The organism is Rhizobium brockwellii, from assembly GCF_000769405.2.
GTDB classification, from domain to species: domain Bacteria; phylum Pseudomonadota; class Alphaproteobacteria; order Rhizobiales; family Rhizobiaceae; genus Rhizobium; species Rhizobium brockwellii.
This window is the reverse complement of sequence record NZ_CP053439.1, coordinates 2,734,664-2,749,168: the sequence shown is the minus strand read 5'-3', so window position 1 is coordinate 2,749,168 and position 14,505 is coordinate 2,734,664. Positions and strand designations below refer to the sequence as shown.

The following is a 14,505-nucleotide window of genomic DNA, read 5'->3' as shown; positions in this document are numbered from 1 at the left end:
TGACGACCTGATCGGTTTATCGCATAAACCTCACGAACCGTACCGTACGGTACGTATATGGGAGCCATGATCGTGTCCGTCGATACCGCAGAGCCGAGCGAATTTTCGCCGCGCCAGAACGCCGTTCTGGAGCAGGCGCTGCAGTTGCTCGTCGATGGCGGCGAGAAGGCGCTGACGACTTCGGGCGTAGCGCGCGCCGCCAATTGCTCGAAGGAAAGCCTCTATAAGTGGTTCGGTGATCGCGACGGGTTGCTGTCTGCGATGATCGCCTATCAGGCAAGCAAGGTGCGCACCTTCGAACGCAACGGCGAGCGGCTGACAGCGGCGAGCCTGCACGACCATGTCGTCATTTTTGCGCGTGACTTGCTGGAAGTGCTCGCAGGCGACGTCTCGCTGGCGCTGAACCGGCTGGCGATCGGCCAGTCGAACCGCGACGGCTCGAAACTCGGCAAGCTTCTGCTCGAGCGCGGCCGCCGCCAAATCGACCGGCGCGCCATGGCGCTGATCGATGCCGGGAAGAGGGCAGGACTCCTGCGTTTTTCCGATGCCGACGAGGCTTATCACACGCTTTACGGCCTCGTTGTTTCCGACCTGCATGTGCGCATGCTGCTCGGCGAACCGGGCCTCAAGGATACCGCACGCCAGGCGGAGAGGGCGGTCACCGCCTTCCTCAGGCTCTATGGCACGGACAAGGTTCTGGCGGAGATGCCGGTTCTCGGCTGATTCCGCTTTAATGACAGTCAACAAGACAAGCAAAGGGAAGGAACTTCAAATGCGCGTCTATTACGATCGTGATGCCGATCTTAACCTCATCAAGTCCAAGAAGGTCGCCATCATCGGCTACGGTTCGCAGGGCCGTGCCCATGCGTTGAACCTCAAGGACAGCGGCGCCCAGAACGTCGTCATCGCGCTGAAGGCCGGTTCGCCGACCGTCAAGAAGGCCGAAGCCGATGGCTTCAAGGTCATGACGGTTGCCGAAGCTGCCGCCTGGGCAGACCTGATGATGATGGCCACCCCGGACGAACTGCAGGCCGACATCTACAAGGCTGACATCGCTGGCAACATCCGTGACGGTGCGGCAATCGCCTTCGCTCACGGCCTCAACGTTCATTTCGGCCTGATCGAGCCGAAGGCTTCGGTCGACGTTGTCATGATCGCACCGAAGGGCCCGGGCCACACGGTTCGCGGCGAATACCAGAAGGGCGGCGGCGTTCCCTGCCTCGTTGCCGTTCACCAGAACGCGTCCGGCAATGCGCTTGAACTTGCTCTCTCCTACGCCTGCGGCGTCGGCGGCGGCCGTTCGGGCATCATCGAAACCAACTTCCGCGAAGAGTGCGAAACCGACCTCTTCGGCGAACAGGTCGTTCTCTGCGGCGGTCTCGTCGAGCTCATCCGCGCTGGTTTCGAAACGCTGGTTGAAGCCGGTTACGCTCCTGAGATGGCCTATTTCGAGTGCCTGCACGAAGTGAAGCTGATCGTCGACCTGATCTATGAAGGCGGCATCGCCAACATGAACTACTCGATCTCGAACACGGCCGAGTGGGGCGAATATGTCTCCGGTCCGCGCATCATCACTGCCGAGACCAAGGCCGAGATGAAGCGCGTCCTCAAGGACATCCAGACCGGCAAGTTCACGTCCGATTGGATGCAGGAATACCGCGCCGGCGGCTCGCGCTTCAAGGGCATCCGCCGCCTGAACGACAGCCACCAGATCGAGGAAGTCGGCGCCAAGCTGCGTGGCATGATGCCCTGGATCGGCAAGAACAAACTGGTCGACAAGTCGGTCAACTAAGCACTTTTTGTGCTGTTGCAGTTTAAGGCCGGGGCGAAAGCTCCGGCCTTTACCGTTCTGCGCCGACGATCAGCCAGCGGGTCGGCTTGCCGTCATAGCCGCCGCCGTCGCTTTCGCTAATGGCGATATTCCGCCAGCCGCCTTTCGTCAAAAGCTCCGAAAGCCATTCGGCGGAGGGATAGTTGTAATAACGCCCGAAGCCGTCATGGCCTTCCGCATCGCCTGCCTTGAAGGTCGCATGAATGATGCCGCCTGTCCTCAGGGCGCGCCGGATGCGGGCGAAGATATCGGACAGCTCTGGCCTCGGGACGTGGAGAAGGCTTGCCTGCGCCCAGACGCCGTCGAAGGCGCTGTCGGCGTCGAGTTCTTGAAACAACATGACCCTGACCGGCCGGCCGATCAGCACTTCCGCCTGTCTCGCAAGCTCGGTCGAGCCATCCGTCGGCGTCACGTCGAAACCCTGCGCCAGCATGTAGGTGCTGTCCTGTCCGCCGCCGCAGCCGAGTTCGAGGATTGCCGCACCCGGCACAAGCCCGGCGAGGAAGGCATCGAGCTGCTGCTTCGGCAGGCTGTGCGCCCGCTTGGCGTATGTCTCGGCATTTTCCTCATAGAAGGCGGAGGTGCAATCAAGAGGCATGCTGTTCGGCCGATCGTGGGCGTCGGTTGGATTGAAGATGTCTTTCGGGGAGCCGGTCGGCGTCGATGATGTCAATGACGACAATCCCTTCCGATGCCACCCGGTAGAAGGCGACGTGGCGCATGTGGAGGAGGCGGCGAAGGCCGGCGCCGAGTTCGTCGCACTCTTCTCCCATCGAGGGAGCGTGCGAAAGAAGCACGAAAATCCTGTCCCAGTCGAGAAGATAGGCGTCCGCCTGCGCCTCGCCGAAATTGAGGCAAGCATATTCGTCGATGCCTGATAGCACGGAGTCTGCGGTTCGGGTTAGCCTATAGGTTGTTGTCACGCAGCTTTGCCTTCGTTTCCGACAGGATGTCGGGAATGCGTCGACCGCTCGGGCCGCTTTCCTCAGCCTGCCTCAGGATGTTGCGCAGTTCTTCGTCGTCAAGCTTGTGATGGAGCTGATCCTTCAGAATAAGCTCCGCCAGGAATGCGCCGGCACTGCTGTATCTGCCGCTTGCGACACGGTTTTCGACGTATTCCGCCAGATTATCCGGAAGCGAGATCGTCATTTTCGCCATTGGATTCGGTGCCGCCTGCACATGCCGGTTTTCAGCCATTCCAGATGCCAGATTATCATTTCCCAGTTTGTGATAGAAGCGTTGTGCCGCGCCGTCGAGGGCTTGGGTCACATGCGGATCAGTCTTTTTTATCGATATAGATGACGCGTTCGAGATCCTTAAAATGGGCATCGCAGGTCAGGATGTCGGCGTCGTGGCGCTCCGCGGTCGCATAAGTGATCGCATCGGCGGTGGCGAGTTTATGGGCTGCCGATATTTCGGCAGCACGGCGAGCAAGCGTCGTGTCGAGAGAAACAACCATGCATGTCGCGGTATAAGCGATGAAGCTGTCGACGGCTTCCTCGTCCTTTTCGCGTGCCAGCCATTTGGAAAGCTCAAGCTGCACGATCGTCGGAACGATGCATTGATCGCGTTCCGGGATTTCGGCCTGCAGCCTGGTTCCGGCAGCACTTTTCGTCAGCCATTCTATCCATGCGGAGCTGTCGATCACGCGCATTAGAAACGGTCGTTCCGGTCGCGGTAGTTTTTGTTGTCTGCGCCTTCGGCGAGGCCGCGAAGATCGGCAAGCGTCGGGACCGGCATCAGCAATACGCCTTTGCCTTTGGGTATGAACACGAATTCCTGTCCCGCCGACCAGTGCTGTTGTTCGCGCACTTCCTTGGGAATGGAGATCTGGAATTTTGTAGAGAGGGTTGCGGTTGCCATTCTTACTTTTCCTTTATCGATTGGTAGATAGTAAGAATTCACTTGGCGTCGGTCAATGGCGAACCGTTTTTGGCGTTGGTGCTATTTCGGTCGCCAAATGGGACGTTGACGATGGTTTCTTCCGGCTGACTCGGCCACAAAAAAACCGGTCGGCGCTCGGTTTCGAAAGCGATCCGCGGATTGCTCAATGGCTTTCGGCTCGAAGCACATCGTATCGTGCAGATCGAAACGAACTCCGGCGAGGGCGGAATAGATCGCCAGCCCGGCGGCTTTGCGGGCGAGGCGGAGAGCGGCGCCCACCATGTCGGTGTTGACGCCGCCGTTGGCGTGAATCGTCCGGAGTTCAGGCCGGGATAAGGCGCGTCCAGCCGCGCTCATCGTTGGTTACGCCTTTCTGCAGGCTGACGAGCTGCTGGCGCAGTTCGCTGGTCAACTTGCCGGTTTGTCCGTCTCCGACCAGAAACTCGCCGCCGGCATGCCGAACCAGGCCGATGCCCGCCAGGACCGCGGCAGTGCCGCAAGCGAAGGCTTCGACGAGCTTGCCGCTGGTTGCGTCCTGTTGCCATTCCGCGAAGGAGTAGGGACGCTGCTCGACGCGCAGGCCCTTTTCTCCGGCGAGTACGATCACCGAGGCCCGGGTGATACCCGGCAGGATCGTGCCGCCAAGAGGCGGGGTCACCACCGATCCGTCATTCATGACGAAGAAGACGTTCATGCCGCCAAGTTCCTCGACCCAGCGATGCTCTGCTGCGTCCAGGAAGACGACCTGATCGCAATCCTTCTTCGCCGCCTCGGCCTGCGCCACGAGACTGGCTGCGTAGTTTCCGCCGCATTTTGCAGCACCCGTGCCGCCGGCGGCAGCACGGGTGTATTCGGTCTCGACCCATAGGGAGACCGCCTTCGCTCCGCCTTTGAAGTAGGCGCCGACCGGAGAGGCGATGATGCAGAAGACATATTCCTGAGCCGGACGAACGCCCAGGAATGCCTCGTTGGCGAACATGAAAGGGCGAAGGTAGAGACTGGCGTCGCCGGATGGAATCCAGGCCCTGTCAACGCGGACCAGTTCTTCGACCGCCTTCAGGAAGAGTTCTTCGGGCACAGGAGGCATAGCCATGCGGATCGCCGACTGCGCGAAGCGGCGAGCGTTCTCTTCGGGCCGAAAGAGCAGAATCCGGCCATCTTCCGCCTTGTAGGCTTTCATGCCTTCGAAAATTTCCTGAGCATAGTGTAGCACGGCGCTTGCAGGATCGAGCTCGAGAGGACGCCTCGGCGTAACCTTCGCATCGTGCCAACCCTTGTCGGCAGTCCATCGTGCCAGGACCATATGATCGGTGAAGACCTTACCGAAGCCGGGCGTCTCCAGTGCCTGGATGCGGTCGGCATCGGAGACGGGAGACTTGTGCAATTCGATTTTGATTTCAGAAGAGGTCGTCGTCGCGGTCATTGCTGGCACCTTGATAGTACATTGAATAGTGGCGGCGACACTACTGCCGCCGGGCTGGTCTTGGAAAGGCCTGAATCAGCCGGTTTCGACATCGATCAGAGGAATAATCGCTTTGTTGTCATAGGGACAAGAAAATAGGTCAGTATTATTGACATAAATTCTCCGGCATGGTCTGCTGGGGGAATAGAAAAATACGAGGAAACCCCATGCTGAACTGGGACACCATGTTTGCGTCGCGCTCGTCGCGCATGCGCGCATCCGAGATCCGCGAGCTCTTGAAGCTTCTCGACCGGCCCGATATCATCTCCTTTGCCGGCGGCATTCCGGATCCGGCGCTCTTTCCCGATCAGGAATTCAAGCAGGCCTATGCCGATATCTTCGACGGCGCCGCCGTCAATTCGGCGCTGCAATATTCGGTGAGCGAAGGCTATAAGCCGCTGCGCGAATGGCTGGTCGGGCAGATGGCAGCTCTCGACATTCCTTGCGAACTCGACAATGTCTTCATCGTCTCCGGTTCGCAGCAGGGCCTCGATTATCTCGGCAAGCTGTTCCTGTCCCCAAACGACACCGCGCTCGTGACGTGGCCGACCTATCTCGGAGCGCTGCAGGCCTTCAATGCCTATGAACCGGCCTACGACCAGCTGACGCCGAACGGCAACCGGACGCCCGAGTCCTACCGTGCGGCCGCTTCCGCTGCCGGCGGCAAGGTAAAGTTCGCCTATCTTTCCACCGACTTCTCCAATCCGACCGGCGAAACCGTCGATCTTGACGGCCGCAAGAAGGTCCTGGCACTGGCGGAAGATCTCGATATTGCCGTCATCGAGGATGCTGCCTACCAGTCGCTGCGTTACGATGGCGATCCGATTCCGCCGATCCTGGCGCTCGAGATCGCCGAGAAGGGCCATATCAACGATACGCGCACGATCTATTGCGGCAGCTTCTCGAAGACGCTGGCGCCTGGCCTTCGGGTCGGCTTCATCGTCGCCAATGCGCCCGTCATCCGCAAGCTGGTGCTGATGAAGCAGGCGGCCGACCTGCATTCCTCGACGATCAACCAGATGGCGATATCAGATGTCGCCGCGCGCGGCTTCGACGCGCAGGTCGCCAAGATCAAGGCCGCCTACAGCCAACGTCGTGACTGTATGCTGACAGCCCTCGATAAATACATGCCTGAAGACACCAGCTGGACGAAGCCGGAGGGCGGCATGTTCATCTGGATCACGCTGCCGGAAGGCATGGACGGCGCCAAGCTGCTGGCGAAATCGCTCGAAACCGCGAAGGTCGCCTTCGTGCCCGGCAAGGCTTTCTTCGCCGACGGTTCCGGCGCCAACACTATCCGCCTCAGCTTCTCCTGCGCCAACGAGCAGATGATCGAAGATGGCATCGGCCGCTTGAGCGCGCTGATCTCGGCCGAGATCGGCAGCTGATTCCAGTCGCCCGGCCGGCGGGGAAGGGCAGGGCGCCGATCAGAATATCGTCGTCCAGCCTTCGTTCGCCGTCTCGCTCTTGCCGTAGCCGACCCGATCGGCCACGGCGCCGTCGGCGTTGCGCAGGATGATGTCGCCGCCCCTGTTGGCAAGCTGCGGGCCGCCGGCTGCGGCATCGAGCGCTATGGTGCGCAGCTCGCCTGCGTATAGCGATCCCGACAGCGTGTGGGTCCTGCCGTTTTCGTCCTCGAGTTTCCAGCCTTCGAGCGATGCCTCCATGTCGGAGCGGTTGATGATCGTCACCGTTTCGGCCTCGGTGCCGCCTTCACCGTTCACCGGGTTGATCAGCGCGGCGACGATGCGCAGCGACGAGGCGACGATCGGCTGCGGCCGGCGTGTGCCTTCGCCGCGGCCCTGGCCGCCGCGGCTGTCGGAAACCGGATGGCCGGTCGCCGCATCGGTGTTCCAGTTCTGCGACTGGAAGCAGAGGAAGATCGCCGCCCATTCGTCGGTATCGTTGAAATGGACGAGCAGCGCGCCGTCCTGGTTCGGCCCGTTGGTGGCCTTGAAGCTGCCGCCGTCGCCCTGGTTCATGTGGATGTCGTGGATGCCGTTGCCGGGCTCGAAGTCGAAATATTGGTCCGGCTTGTTGTTCTCAGGCCCCCAGGCCTCGCCGAAGGCATAGAAATGCACGTCGGAATCGGCAATGCCTTCCTGGACGATCGGCTCGATGAAGTCACGCAGGTCGTTCTTCGGGCCGGAGAGCTGGAAGGGCGCGACATTCATGTCCTCGCGCTCGATCAGCCCGCCGCGGACATAGTCGATGGCAAGCTCCGGACGGTCCTTGCGGATGTCGGTCAGGCCCATCGGCAGGGCTTCGAGCGCCTCGGTCAGCGCCGGGTGCTTGAAATCGACGATATTGGCGTAGAGCAAGTCGTGCGGCGATTCCTTGGAGCGGACGTTGAGCGCGATGCGATAGCTGACGCCGTTCGCCTCGATGCGGATTTCGATATGGGGATCGTTGTCGTCGTCGAGGGCACGGGCGCTCGCCGTACCCTTCAGAACCTTGTAATTCTTCAGCATCGAGAACCTCGCGGCGGGTAGCGGGGTTTGACGATAACACGGCGAAGGTGCATCTTTTATGACGTCTGTCTTTCGCCGTGCAATGCTTGATCCCCTATCGCCTATTGCTCCAGATGCGGTCCGAAAAGCTCGAGATCGGCTTCACCAAGCCTGTCGCTAACCGTGTTCAGCTGGTGCCAATAGGGATAGATCACCGGCGGCAGGCTGACCGCGTCGAGGCGCTTTCGCTCCTCCTCCGTGAGCTTCAGTTCGGCGGCGGCGATGTTGTCGCGGAACTGGGCTTCGGTGCGGCCGCCGATGATGACCGAGGTCACCGCCTTGCGGCCGATCAGCCAGGCGAGCGCCACCTGTGCCGCCGAGACGCCGCGCTCTTCGCCGATCGCGACCAATGTCTCGACGATGTTCCAAAGGCGGTTCTCATCGCGGATCGGCGGTTCGGTCCAGCCGGCGAACTGGCGTGTGCCTTCGGGGGCTGCCTGATTGCGACGATGCTTGCCGGAGAGCAGGCCGCCGGCGAGCGGGCTCCAGACCAGCACGCCGAGGCCCTGGTCGATCGAGATCGGCAGCAACTCGTATTCGGCGTCGCGGGCTTCCAGCGTATAGTGGATCTGCTGGCTGACGAAGCGCTGGTACCTGTGCTCGTTGGCGATGCCGAGCGCCTTCATGATGTGCCAGCCGGAATAATTCGAGCAGCCGACGTAACGCACCTTGCCCTGTCTGATCAGGGTGTCGAGCGCTTCCATCGTCTCTTCCAGCGGCGTCTGGCCGTCCCATTCATGCACCTGATAAAGGTCGATGACGTCGGTCTTCAGGCGCTTGAGGCTCGCCTCGCATTCGCGGATGAGGTGGTAGCGCGACAGGCCCTGGTCGTTCGGGCCGTCACCCATGCGAAAGCGGGCCTTGGTGGCGAGCAGCACGCCCTGCGGCCGCTTGCCGGAGAGTACATCGCCGATGATGTTTTCGCACTCGCCGTCGGAATAGGCATTGGCGGTGTCGATCAGGTTGATGCCGGCATCGATGCACATGTCGATCATCTTTTTCGCCTCGGAGACGCCGAGGTCGCCGACGGTCTTCGCCCAGCCGACGCCGCCGAAGGTCATCGTGCCCATGGTCAAAGTCGAAATCTTCAGGCCGGAACGGCCGAGCAGACGATATTCCATTGAAATTCCTCCCTTTAAACAAGACTGACGTACCTCAACGCTCCGAGATAGCAATGGGTGCGTATTCACAGCGGGGTGAGGCTTAGGCAAGATCTGAGCGCCGGTATCTTCCGGCCATGCAGCGGCTGTAGCCGATCACGACCCGAGCGGCAGATCGTACAATATGTCATCGGCTTGTCGACGGAAATTGTTTTGGCGCAGCGTCGACGTGGTGGAGGCCACGTCAGCTCTCCTGTTTGTCCTTGATGTGAATATCGTCGCGAAGGGAAGCAATCGTGTCTCGAATCTTGCTGACAGCCTCGGCGTCGAGACCGACAGCCTTGCCGATGCAGTCGAACACATGGGAGGCACGGCTCTTGAGGGCCAGTCCCTTCTCCGTCAAGCGCAAGAGCACCTGGCGCTCATCGGTGGGATTTCGGTTGCGGGTGACGAGGCAAACATTTTCCAGCCGCTTCAGCAGCGGAGTGAGGGTGCTGGAGTCGAGAAAAAGCGTCTCGCCGAGATCCTTCACCGTGCGGTCGTCGCGCGCCCACAAAGCGGTCATGACCAGGAATTGCGGATAGGTGAGTTCCAGCTCGTTGAGCAAGGGACGGTAAAGCTGGTTAAAGGCGTGGCTTGCCGAATAGATCGAAAAGCAAAGCATTTCATCGATCTTGGGCACGTCAGCGAGATCATTTGATCTGGTGTCTTTCATCACGCTCTCCTTTCATCTCAATATAATTTGTGCGCGATCTGTTTGCAAGCTATTGACTCGGCAGACGAGACGACCTAGTTAAATCGTGCACAAAGAAATCGCTGGCAAATTATATATCGAACACCGAAGGCTGCAGAGGTTTGCTGCGTCACCAGATGCGCAAGCGCATGAATTCCCTTGTGGCTCCCCATCCGGCTCCTATGAAATTCAACCGACGAAAGGAAATGACCAATGTTTAAGTTTGCTGCTGCCGTCGCCCTGGCGGGCGCTCTTCTTTCCGGTGCTGCCGTTGCCCAGCCGGCCAAGCCGACCGTTGTCCTCGTCCATGGCGCCTTTGCCGATTCATCCAGTTGGAACGGCGTCGTCGAAATCCTGCGCAAGGATGGTTTTTCTGTCGTGGCAGCCGCCAATCCGCTACGCAGCGTTTCTAACGACGCTGCCTATGTCTCTGACGTGGTTGGCAGCATCGCCGGCCCTGTGGTCCTTGTCGGTCACTCCTATGGCGGCCAGGTCATTTCGACCGCGGCCAACGGCCACGACAACGTCAGGTCGCTGGTCTATGTCGCGGCCTTCGCGCCGGATGCGGGAGAATCTGTCGCAGATCTCGCCGGCAAGTTTCCGGGCGGTACGCTGAGCGGAGCGCTTGCGGCTCCGGTAAAGCTCAGCGCCGGCGGTGTCGATCTCTATATCGACCAGGCCAAGTTCCATGATCAGTTCGCCAGCGATGTGCCGGCCGAACAGGCGGCCCTGATGGCGGCTGCCCAACGTCCGGTCACCGAGTCTGCCCTGACCGAAAAGTCCGGCGAGCCCGCCTGGAAGAAGCTGCCGTCGTGGTTTGTCTACGGCACTGGCGACAAGAACATCCCGGCCGCAGCCCTAGGCTTCATGGCCGAGCGGGCAGGCTCCAAGCGGACTGTGGTGGTCGACGGCGCTTCCCACGTCGTGATGGTGTCGCATCCCGCGAAGGTAGCGGAACTGATCGAAGAGGCCGCAAAGTAGTATTCGATCCGAGCGCCGTGGCCGGCCGCCGCGGAGGTTTTGTCCGCGGGCCATGACCGGCTCTGCCTGCGCGACGTATCGGCGGGGCAGGCCCCGCTGGTCAATCATCTGCTGCAGTTGATCCTCAGTGAACTGACCAAGGCGAGCGTGGCGAGGTCACGACTGGTCGGTGGCAAAGTAGTGGTGCAGGGCGTGGACCAACCGCCGCGCCCTGTCACATCTCTGTTAACGACCCCTAATAAGGGAGGGATATCGAAATCGAGGACCCCTCCCATGAAAACGATCGTTTCCGCCGCAGCATTTGTCGCTGCGAGCCTGTTTGCCATTCCGGCTTCGGCCGCAAACCTCGTTCTCTACACCAGCCAGCCGAACGAAGACGCGCAGGCGACGGTCGATGGTTTCATGGCTGCCAATCCCGATATCAAGGTCGACTGGGTGCGCGACGGAACGCCGAAGATCATGGCGAAGCTCCAAGCCGAGATCCAGGCCGGCAACCCGGTCGCCGACGTTCTCCTCATCGCCGACGTGGTGACGCTGGAGCGCCTCAAGGAAGATGGCAAGCTCCTGGCGTACAAGTCGCCGGAAGCTGCTGAGTACGACGCCGCCCTCTATGACGCCGACGGCTATTACTACTCGACCAAGCTGATCACCACCGGCATCATGTACAACACCTCGGTCGCGATGAAGCCTGCGAGCTGGAAGGACTTGACGAAGCCGGAAGCCAAGGGCCTCGTCACCATGCCGAGCCCGCTTGCCTCGGGTGCGGCCCTCATCCACGCACAGACGCTCGCTGCCGTTTCCGGCCTCGGCTGGGACTTCTACAAGTCGCTTGCCGAAAATGGCGCGATCGCTGCCGGCGGCAACGGCGCCGTGCTGAAGTCGGTCGCCTCGGGCGAAAAGGCCTATGGCATGGTCGTCGACTACCTGCCGATCCGCGAGAAGGCCAAGGGCGCGCCCGTCGAGTTCGTCTTCCCGAGCGAAGGCGTTTCGGCCGTCACCGAGCCGGTCGGCATCCTCGCCAGCACCAAGAATGCCGATGCCGCCAGGAAATTCGTCGATTACGTGCTCTCCGAAAAGGGCCAGGAAGGCTTCCTGAAGCTCGGCTACATCCCGGCCCGCAACGGCATGAAGCTGCCGGAAGGCTTCCCGGCGCGCGACACCATCAAGGTCCTGCCGATCAAGGCGGCCGAAGCATTGAAGAATACCGACCAGGATCTCAAGACCTTCTCGGGCATCTACGGCTCGAACTGATCCTTTCATGCAAGGATACATCAAAACCGGAAACAGCCAGCCCGCCTGGCTGTTTCCCTTTGTCGTCATCATCGTCCTGATCCTCAGCGTGCTGCCGCTCGCTCGCCTCGCCATGGTCGGAATGACGGCCTTTGCCGATGGCGGCGTGATGACGGTTTTGAGCGAGGCGTCGCTCTGGTCGGCGACCTATTACACGGTCATCACCGCCATTCTGGGCACGGTGATCTCGCTTGTCCTCGGCTGCCTCTTCGCCTTCCTGCTGACGCTGACCGATATCCGCGCCAAGGGGCCGCTCGGCTTCTTCTTCGTGCTGCCGATGATGATCCCACCACAGGTGACGGCGCTTGCCTGGGTACAGATGTCAGGCCCTTCCAGCCCGCTGCTGAAGGCGCTGCATATCGCTCCGCCACTCGGTTCGCCGCAGCCGCTCTATTCGGTAGGCGGCATCGCGCTGCTCTATGGCGTGCAGCATGCGCCGCTGGTCCACCTGGCGCTTCGGGCCGGGCTGATGACGCTGCCGCGCGACGGCGTCGAGGCCGCACGGCTTTCCGGCGCTTCCAGCTTGCGGGTGTTCCGCGATATCATCCTGCCACTATCGCTGCCCGGCATCATTGCGGGTGCGGCGATCTCCTTCGTCTCCTGCACCGGCAATTTCGGCATTCCCGCCATTCTCGGCATTCCGGCCTCGATCTTCACACTGCCGACGCTAATCTTCACCAAGTTTTCTGCCTTCACCAGCCGTACCTTCGGCGACGTCGCCGTGCTCTCGGCGATCATCGCCGTCATCTCGGTCGTCGGGCTGATGATCCAGGACCGGGCGCTGCGCGGCCGCGACTACCGTGTCATCGGGTTATCTGGGGCGAGTGCGGCCTTCGAGCTCGGCGCCTGGCGCCTTGTTTTCACATCGCTCGTCTGGGCGATCCTGTTCTTCATGCTGGCAGCACCCTTCTTCGCGCTTGTCGCCGGCGCGCTGGTGCCGGCCTATGGCGTGCCGCTCACTTTCAAGACGATGTCGCTGCATGCCTTTGAGGAGATCCTGTTCCGGCAGGCGGTGACGCGTAGCGCCTTTATCAATTCGCTGTCGCTCGCCAGCGCGACCGCGCTTTGTCTCCTCGTGGTGACGGTGCTCGCCGCCTACACGCTGACGCGGCGCAAGGATGCGGCTTCCCGCATCATCTCCAGTCTGATCGAGATACCCTATTCGCTGCCCGGCATCGTCATGGCGGTCTGCTTCATCCTGGTGTTCGCAGCACCGATCCCGATCCTCCACGTGTCGCTCTATGGCACGATCTGGATCATCCTGATCGCCTATTTCTCCTCGTTCTTCGCCGTCAGCCTGAAACCCGTGGTCAGCGCCTTCCACCAGCTCGATCCGGCTCTGGAAGAGGCGGCGCGGCTTTCCGGCGCCGGCTTCTTCCGCCGGCTTGCCGATATCATCGTGCCGCTGATTGCGCCGGCCGCCGGCGCCTCCGTTATTCTTGTCTTTCTGATTGCCTGCAACGAGCTGACGATCTCGGCGCTGCTCTGGTCTGCCGGCACCCAGACGCTCGGCGTTGCCATCTACAATCTCGATGATAGCGGCAGCTCCGACCTTGCTTCGGCGCTCTCGGTGCTCGTCGTCCTCATGGTCGTCGTACTGATGCTGCTGCTCGAACTTCTGGCGAAACGACTGCCGAAAGGAGTGATCCCATGGCGAGGCTGATCCTCAACCAGCTCGGCAAGGATTTTGGCACCGGGCGCGCCGCCGTCAGCAGTTTTTCGCTCGATGTGCGCGAGGGCGGCTTCCTGGCGTTGCTCGGGCCTTCCGGTTGCGGCAAGACGACAGTGCTGCGGATGATCGCCGGTTTCGAGACGCCAAGCGACGGCTCGATCCATCTCGGCGAGAGATTGCTTGCCGATGCCGCGCAGTCACTGCCGCCAGAAAAGCGTAACATGGCGATGGTCTTTCAGTCCTACGCGCTGTGGCCGCATATGAGTGTTGCCGACAATGTCGGCTATCCCCTTAAAGTGCGCGGCATATCGGGCGAGGCCCACCGGACGAAGGTGCGCGACGCGCTCGACACTGTCCGGCTCGCCGACTACGCCGAACGACGCCCGGCCGATCTTTCCGGCGGCCAGCGCCAGCGCGTGGCGCTCGCCCGCTGTCTGGTGACATCGCCCGACGTGGTGCTGCTCGACGAGCCGCTTGCCAATCTCGACCGGCACCTGAAACAGGAGATGGAGGAGACTTTTCGCGAGTTCCACCAGCGCTCGGGCGCGACGATGATCTACGTCACCCACGACCAGAGCGAGGCGATGGCACTTGCGACCGACATCGCTGTCATGTCGGAAGGGCGGCTGCTGCAGGTGGCGGCGCCCGCCGAGATCTACGCTCGGCCTGAAGGGCGCATCGTTGGCGGGCTCATCGGGCGGGGGGCCATTCTCACGCTGCCGGTTGTGAACCGTGAACGCTATCTGGAGTGGGACGAACTGCAGGATGCGCTTCATGCTGCAAATACCAATGGCGCCGATATCCTTGTGCGGCCGGAGGATGTGGTCATCGGCGTCGAGGGGGCTCCGGCAGCTGTCGAATCCGTGCTTTTCGAGGGCGAGCGTTACGCCGTGAGGCTCATGCTCGGCAACGGTCAGAGGCTGCGCGCATTCAGCCGCGTGGCTGTCGTGCCGGGCGAGGCGGTTCGTGTTGTCATCCGCGCCGGGTGGCGGCTTTGATCGAGGCGGGCGCTACACTTTTACGGTGCTGCTCCAGTTTGAAG

The 14,505-nt window shown here is 61.3% G+C and carries 16 protein-coding genes; 7 read left to right on the top strand and 9 right to left on the bottom strand.

Features of this window, described 5'->3' with window-relative positions; all coding sequences use genetic code 11:
- Positions 1–57: 57 nt before the first annotated feature.
- Both RLCC275e_RS13785 and ilvC read left to right on the top strand, forming a co-directional pair.
- The gene (locus tag RLCC275e_RS13785; RefSeq protein ID WP_018074237.1) at positions 58–723 is read left to right on the top strand and encodes a TetR/AcrR family transcriptional regulator; all 666 of its coding nucleotides are present in this window, start codon (positions 58–60) and stop codon (positions 721–723) included.
- A 49-nt stretch (positions 724–772) separates the two neighbouring features.
- Entirely contained in the window at positions 773–1,792 is a 1,020-nt protein-coding gene (gene ilvC, locus RLCC275e_RS13780) for a ketol-acid reductoisomerase (RefSeq protein ID WP_018074238.1), read from the top strand.
- 49 nt (positions 1,793–1,841) lie between these two features.
- On the opposite strand, the gene RLCC275e_RS13775 is transcribed toward ilvC, so the two are convergent.
- The 6 genes from RLCC275e_RS13775 to RLCC275e_RS13745 form a co-directional block, all read right to left on the bottom strand.
- Positions 1,842–2,429 (bottom strand): class I SAM-dependent methyltransferase, encoded by a 588-nt coding sequence (locus tag RLCC275e_RS13775; protein ID WP_033180879.1) that lies wholly within the window; start codon positions 2,427–2,429, stop codon positions 1,842–1,844.
- Positions 2,419–2,754 carry a type II toxin-antitoxin system RelE/ParE family toxin gene (locus RLCC275e_RS13770; protein ID WP_017994652.1) on the bottom strand — a complete coding sequence of 112 codons (336 nt, stop codon included), beginning with the start codon at positions 2,752–2,754 and terminating at the stop codon, positions 2,419–2,421. Before RLCC275e_RS13770 ends, RLCC275e_RS13775 begins: the two co-directional genes overlap by 11 nt.
- Positions 2,738–2,989 carry a ribbon-helix-helix domain-containing protein gene (locus tag RLCC275e_RS13765; protein WP_012758184.1) on the bottom strand — a complete coding sequence of 84 codons (252 nt, stop codon included), beginning with the start codon at positions 2,987–2,989 and terminating at the stop codon, positions 2,738–2,740. Before RLCC275e_RS13765 ends, RLCC275e_RS13770 begins: the two co-directional genes overlap by 17 nt.
- A 118-nt stretch (positions 2,990–3,107) precedes the next feature.
- On the bottom strand, positions 3,108–3,485 hold the full coding sequence (locus RLCC275e_RS13760; protein ID WP_033180877.1) for a type II toxin-antitoxin system VapC family toxin: 378 nt from the start codon (positions 3,483–3,485) through the stop codon (positions 3,108–3,110).
- Positions 3,485–3,694 carry an AbrB/MazE/SpoVT family DNA-binding domain-containing protein gene (locus tag RLCC275e_RS13755; protein WP_012758182.1) on the bottom strand — a complete coding sequence of 70 codons (210 nt, stop codon included), beginning with the start codon at positions 3,692–3,694 and terminating at the stop codon, positions 3,485–3,487. Before RLCC275e_RS13755 ends, RLCC275e_RS13760 begins: the two co-directional genes overlap by 1 nt.
- A 343-nt stretch (positions 3,695–4,037) precedes the next feature.
- Positions 4,038–5,138, bottom strand: coding sequence for a branched-chain amino acid aminotransferase (locus tag RLCC275e_RS13745; protein ID WP_033180876.1), 1,101 nt, complete (start codon positions 5,136–5,138; stop codon positions 4,038–4,040).
- 206 nt (positions 5,139–5,344) lie between these two features.
- On the opposite strand from RLCC275e_RS13745, the gene RLCC275e_RS13740 reads away from it, so the two are divergent.
- A complete protein-coding gene (locus tag RLCC275e_RS13740) occupies positions 5,345–6,565 on the top strand; it encodes an aminotransferase-like domain-containing protein (RefSeq protein WP_033180875.1) in 1,221 nt (406 codons plus the stop codon).
- A gap of 39 nt (positions 6,566–6,604) precedes the next feature.
- Here the strand turns inward: RLCC275e_RS13740 and RLCC275e_RS13735 are convergent, their stop codons facing one another.
- The 3 genes from RLCC275e_RS13735 to RLCC275e_RS13725 all read right to left on the bottom strand — a co-directional run bounded on the left by RLCC275e_RS13735 (position 6,605) and on the right by RLCC275e_RS13725 (position 9,502).
- Positions 6,605–7,648, bottom strand: a complete 1,044-nt coding sequence (locus RLCC275e_RS13735) for a DUF2278 family protein (protein WP_033180874.1) — start codon at positions 7,646–7,648, stop codon at positions 6,605–6,607.
- A 101-nt stretch (positions 7,649–7,749) separates the two neighbouring features.
- Positions 7,750–8,808 (bottom strand): aldo/keto reductase, encoded by a 1,059-nt coding sequence (locus RLCC275e_RS13730; RefSeq protein ID WP_033180873.1) that lies wholly within the window; start codon positions 8,806–8,808, stop codon positions 7,750–7,752.
- A 223-nt stretch (positions 8,809–9,031) separates the two neighbouring features.
- On the bottom strand, positions 9,032–9,502 hold the full coding sequence (locus RLCC275e_RS13725) for a MarR family winged helix-turn-helix transcriptional regulator (protein ID WP_033180872.1): 471 nt from the start codon (positions 9,500–9,502) through the stop codon (positions 9,032–9,034).
- A gap of 231 nt (positions 9,503–9,733) precedes the next feature.
- Here RLCC275e_RS13725 and RLCC275e_RS13720 point away from each other — a divergent pair, with 231 nt between their 5' ends.
- The 4 genes from RLCC275e_RS13720 (at position 9,734) to RLCC275e_RS13705 (ending at position 14,461) form a co-directional block, all read left to right on the top strand.
- Complete coding sequence (locus tag RLCC275e_RS13720) at positions 9,734–10,501, top strand: alpha/beta fold hydrolase (RefSeq protein WP_033180871.1); 768 nt, start codon at positions 9,734–9,736, stop codon at positions 10,499–10,501.
- Between the two features lie 273 nt (positions 10,502–10,774).
- Complete coding sequence (locus tag RLCC275e_RS13715) at positions 10,775–11,752, top strand: ABC transporter substrate-binding protein (RefSeq protein ID WP_033180870.1); 978 nt, start codon at positions 10,775–10,777, stop codon at positions 11,750–11,752.
- Between the two features lie 7 nt (positions 11,753–11,759).
- Positions 11,760–13,454 (top strand): ABC transporter permease, encoded by a 1,695-nt coding sequence (locus RLCC275e_RS13710; RefSeq protein WP_033180869.1) that lies wholly within the window; start codon positions 11,760–11,762, stop codon positions 13,452–13,454.
- Positions 13,442–14,461 (top strand): ABC transporter ATP-binding protein, encoded by a 1,020-nt coding sequence (locus tag RLCC275e_RS13705; protein ID WP_033180868.1) that lies wholly within the window; start codon positions 13,442–13,444, stop codon positions 14,459–14,461. Before RLCC275e_RS13710 ends, RLCC275e_RS13705 begins: the two co-directional genes overlap by 13 nt.
- Positions 14,462–14,505: the final 44 nt, after the last annotated feature.

Coding starts and splice junctions, on each gene's coding strand:
- RLCC275e_RS13735 (WP_033180874.1), bottom strand. CDS start 7,648: ATGCTGAAGAATTACAAGGTTCTGAAGGGTACGGCGAGCGCCCGTGCC.
- RLCC275e_RS13785 (WP_018074237.1), top strand. CDS start 58: ATGGGAGCCATGATCGTGTCCGTCGATACCGCAGAGCCGAGCGAATTT.
- RLCC275e_RS13730 (WP_033180873.1), bottom strand. CDS start 8,808: ATGGAATATCGTCTGCTCGGCCGTTCCGGCCTGAAGATTTCGACTTTG.
- RLCC275e_RS13705 (WP_033180868.1), top strand. CDS start 13,442: ATGGCGAGGCTGATCCTCAACCAGCTCGGCAAGGATTTTGGCACCGGG.
- RLCC275e_RS13715 (WP_033180870.1), top strand. CDS start 10,775: ATGAAAACGATCGTTTCCGCCGCAGCATTTGTCGCTGCGAGCCTGTTT.
- RLCC275e_RS13775 (WP_033180879.1), bottom strand. CDS start 2,429: ATGCCTCTTGATTGCACCTCCGCCTTCTATGAGGAAAATGCCGAGACA.
- RLCC275e_RS13765 (WP_012758184.1), bottom strand. CDS start 2,989: ATGGCGAAAATGACGATCTCGCTTCCGGATAATCTGGCGGAATACGTC.
- RLCC275e_RS13745 (WP_033180876.1), bottom strand. CDS start 5,138: ATGACCGCGACGACGACCTCTTCTGAAATCAAAATCGAATTGCACAAG.
- ilvC (WP_018074238.1), top strand. CDS start 773: ATGCGCGTCTATTACGATCGTGATGCCGATCTTAACCTCATCAAGTCC.
- RLCC275e_RS13710 (WP_033180869.1), top strand. CDS start 11,760: ATGCAAGGATACATCAAAACCGGAAACAGCCAGCCCGCCTGGCTGTTT.
- RLCC275e_RS13755 (WP_012758182.1), bottom strand. CDS start 3,694: ATGGCAACCGCAACCCTCTCTACAAAATTCCAGATCTCCATTCCCAAG.
- RLCC275e_RS13725 (WP_033180872.1), bottom strand. CDS start 9,502: ATGAAAGACACCAGATCAAATGATCTCGCTGACGTGCCCAAGATCGAT.
- RLCC275e_RS13720 (WP_033180871.1), top strand. CDS start 9,734: ATGTTTAAGTTTGCTGCTGCCGTCGCCCTGGCGGGCGCTCTTCTTTCC.
- RLCC275e_RS13760 (WP_033180877.1), bottom strand. CDS start 3,485: ATGCGCGTGATCGACAGCTCCGCATGGATAGAATGGCTGACGAAAAGT.
- RLCC275e_RS13740 (WP_033180875.1), top strand. CDS start 5,345: ATGCTGAACTGGGACACCATGTTTGCGTCGCGCTCGTCGCGCATGCGC.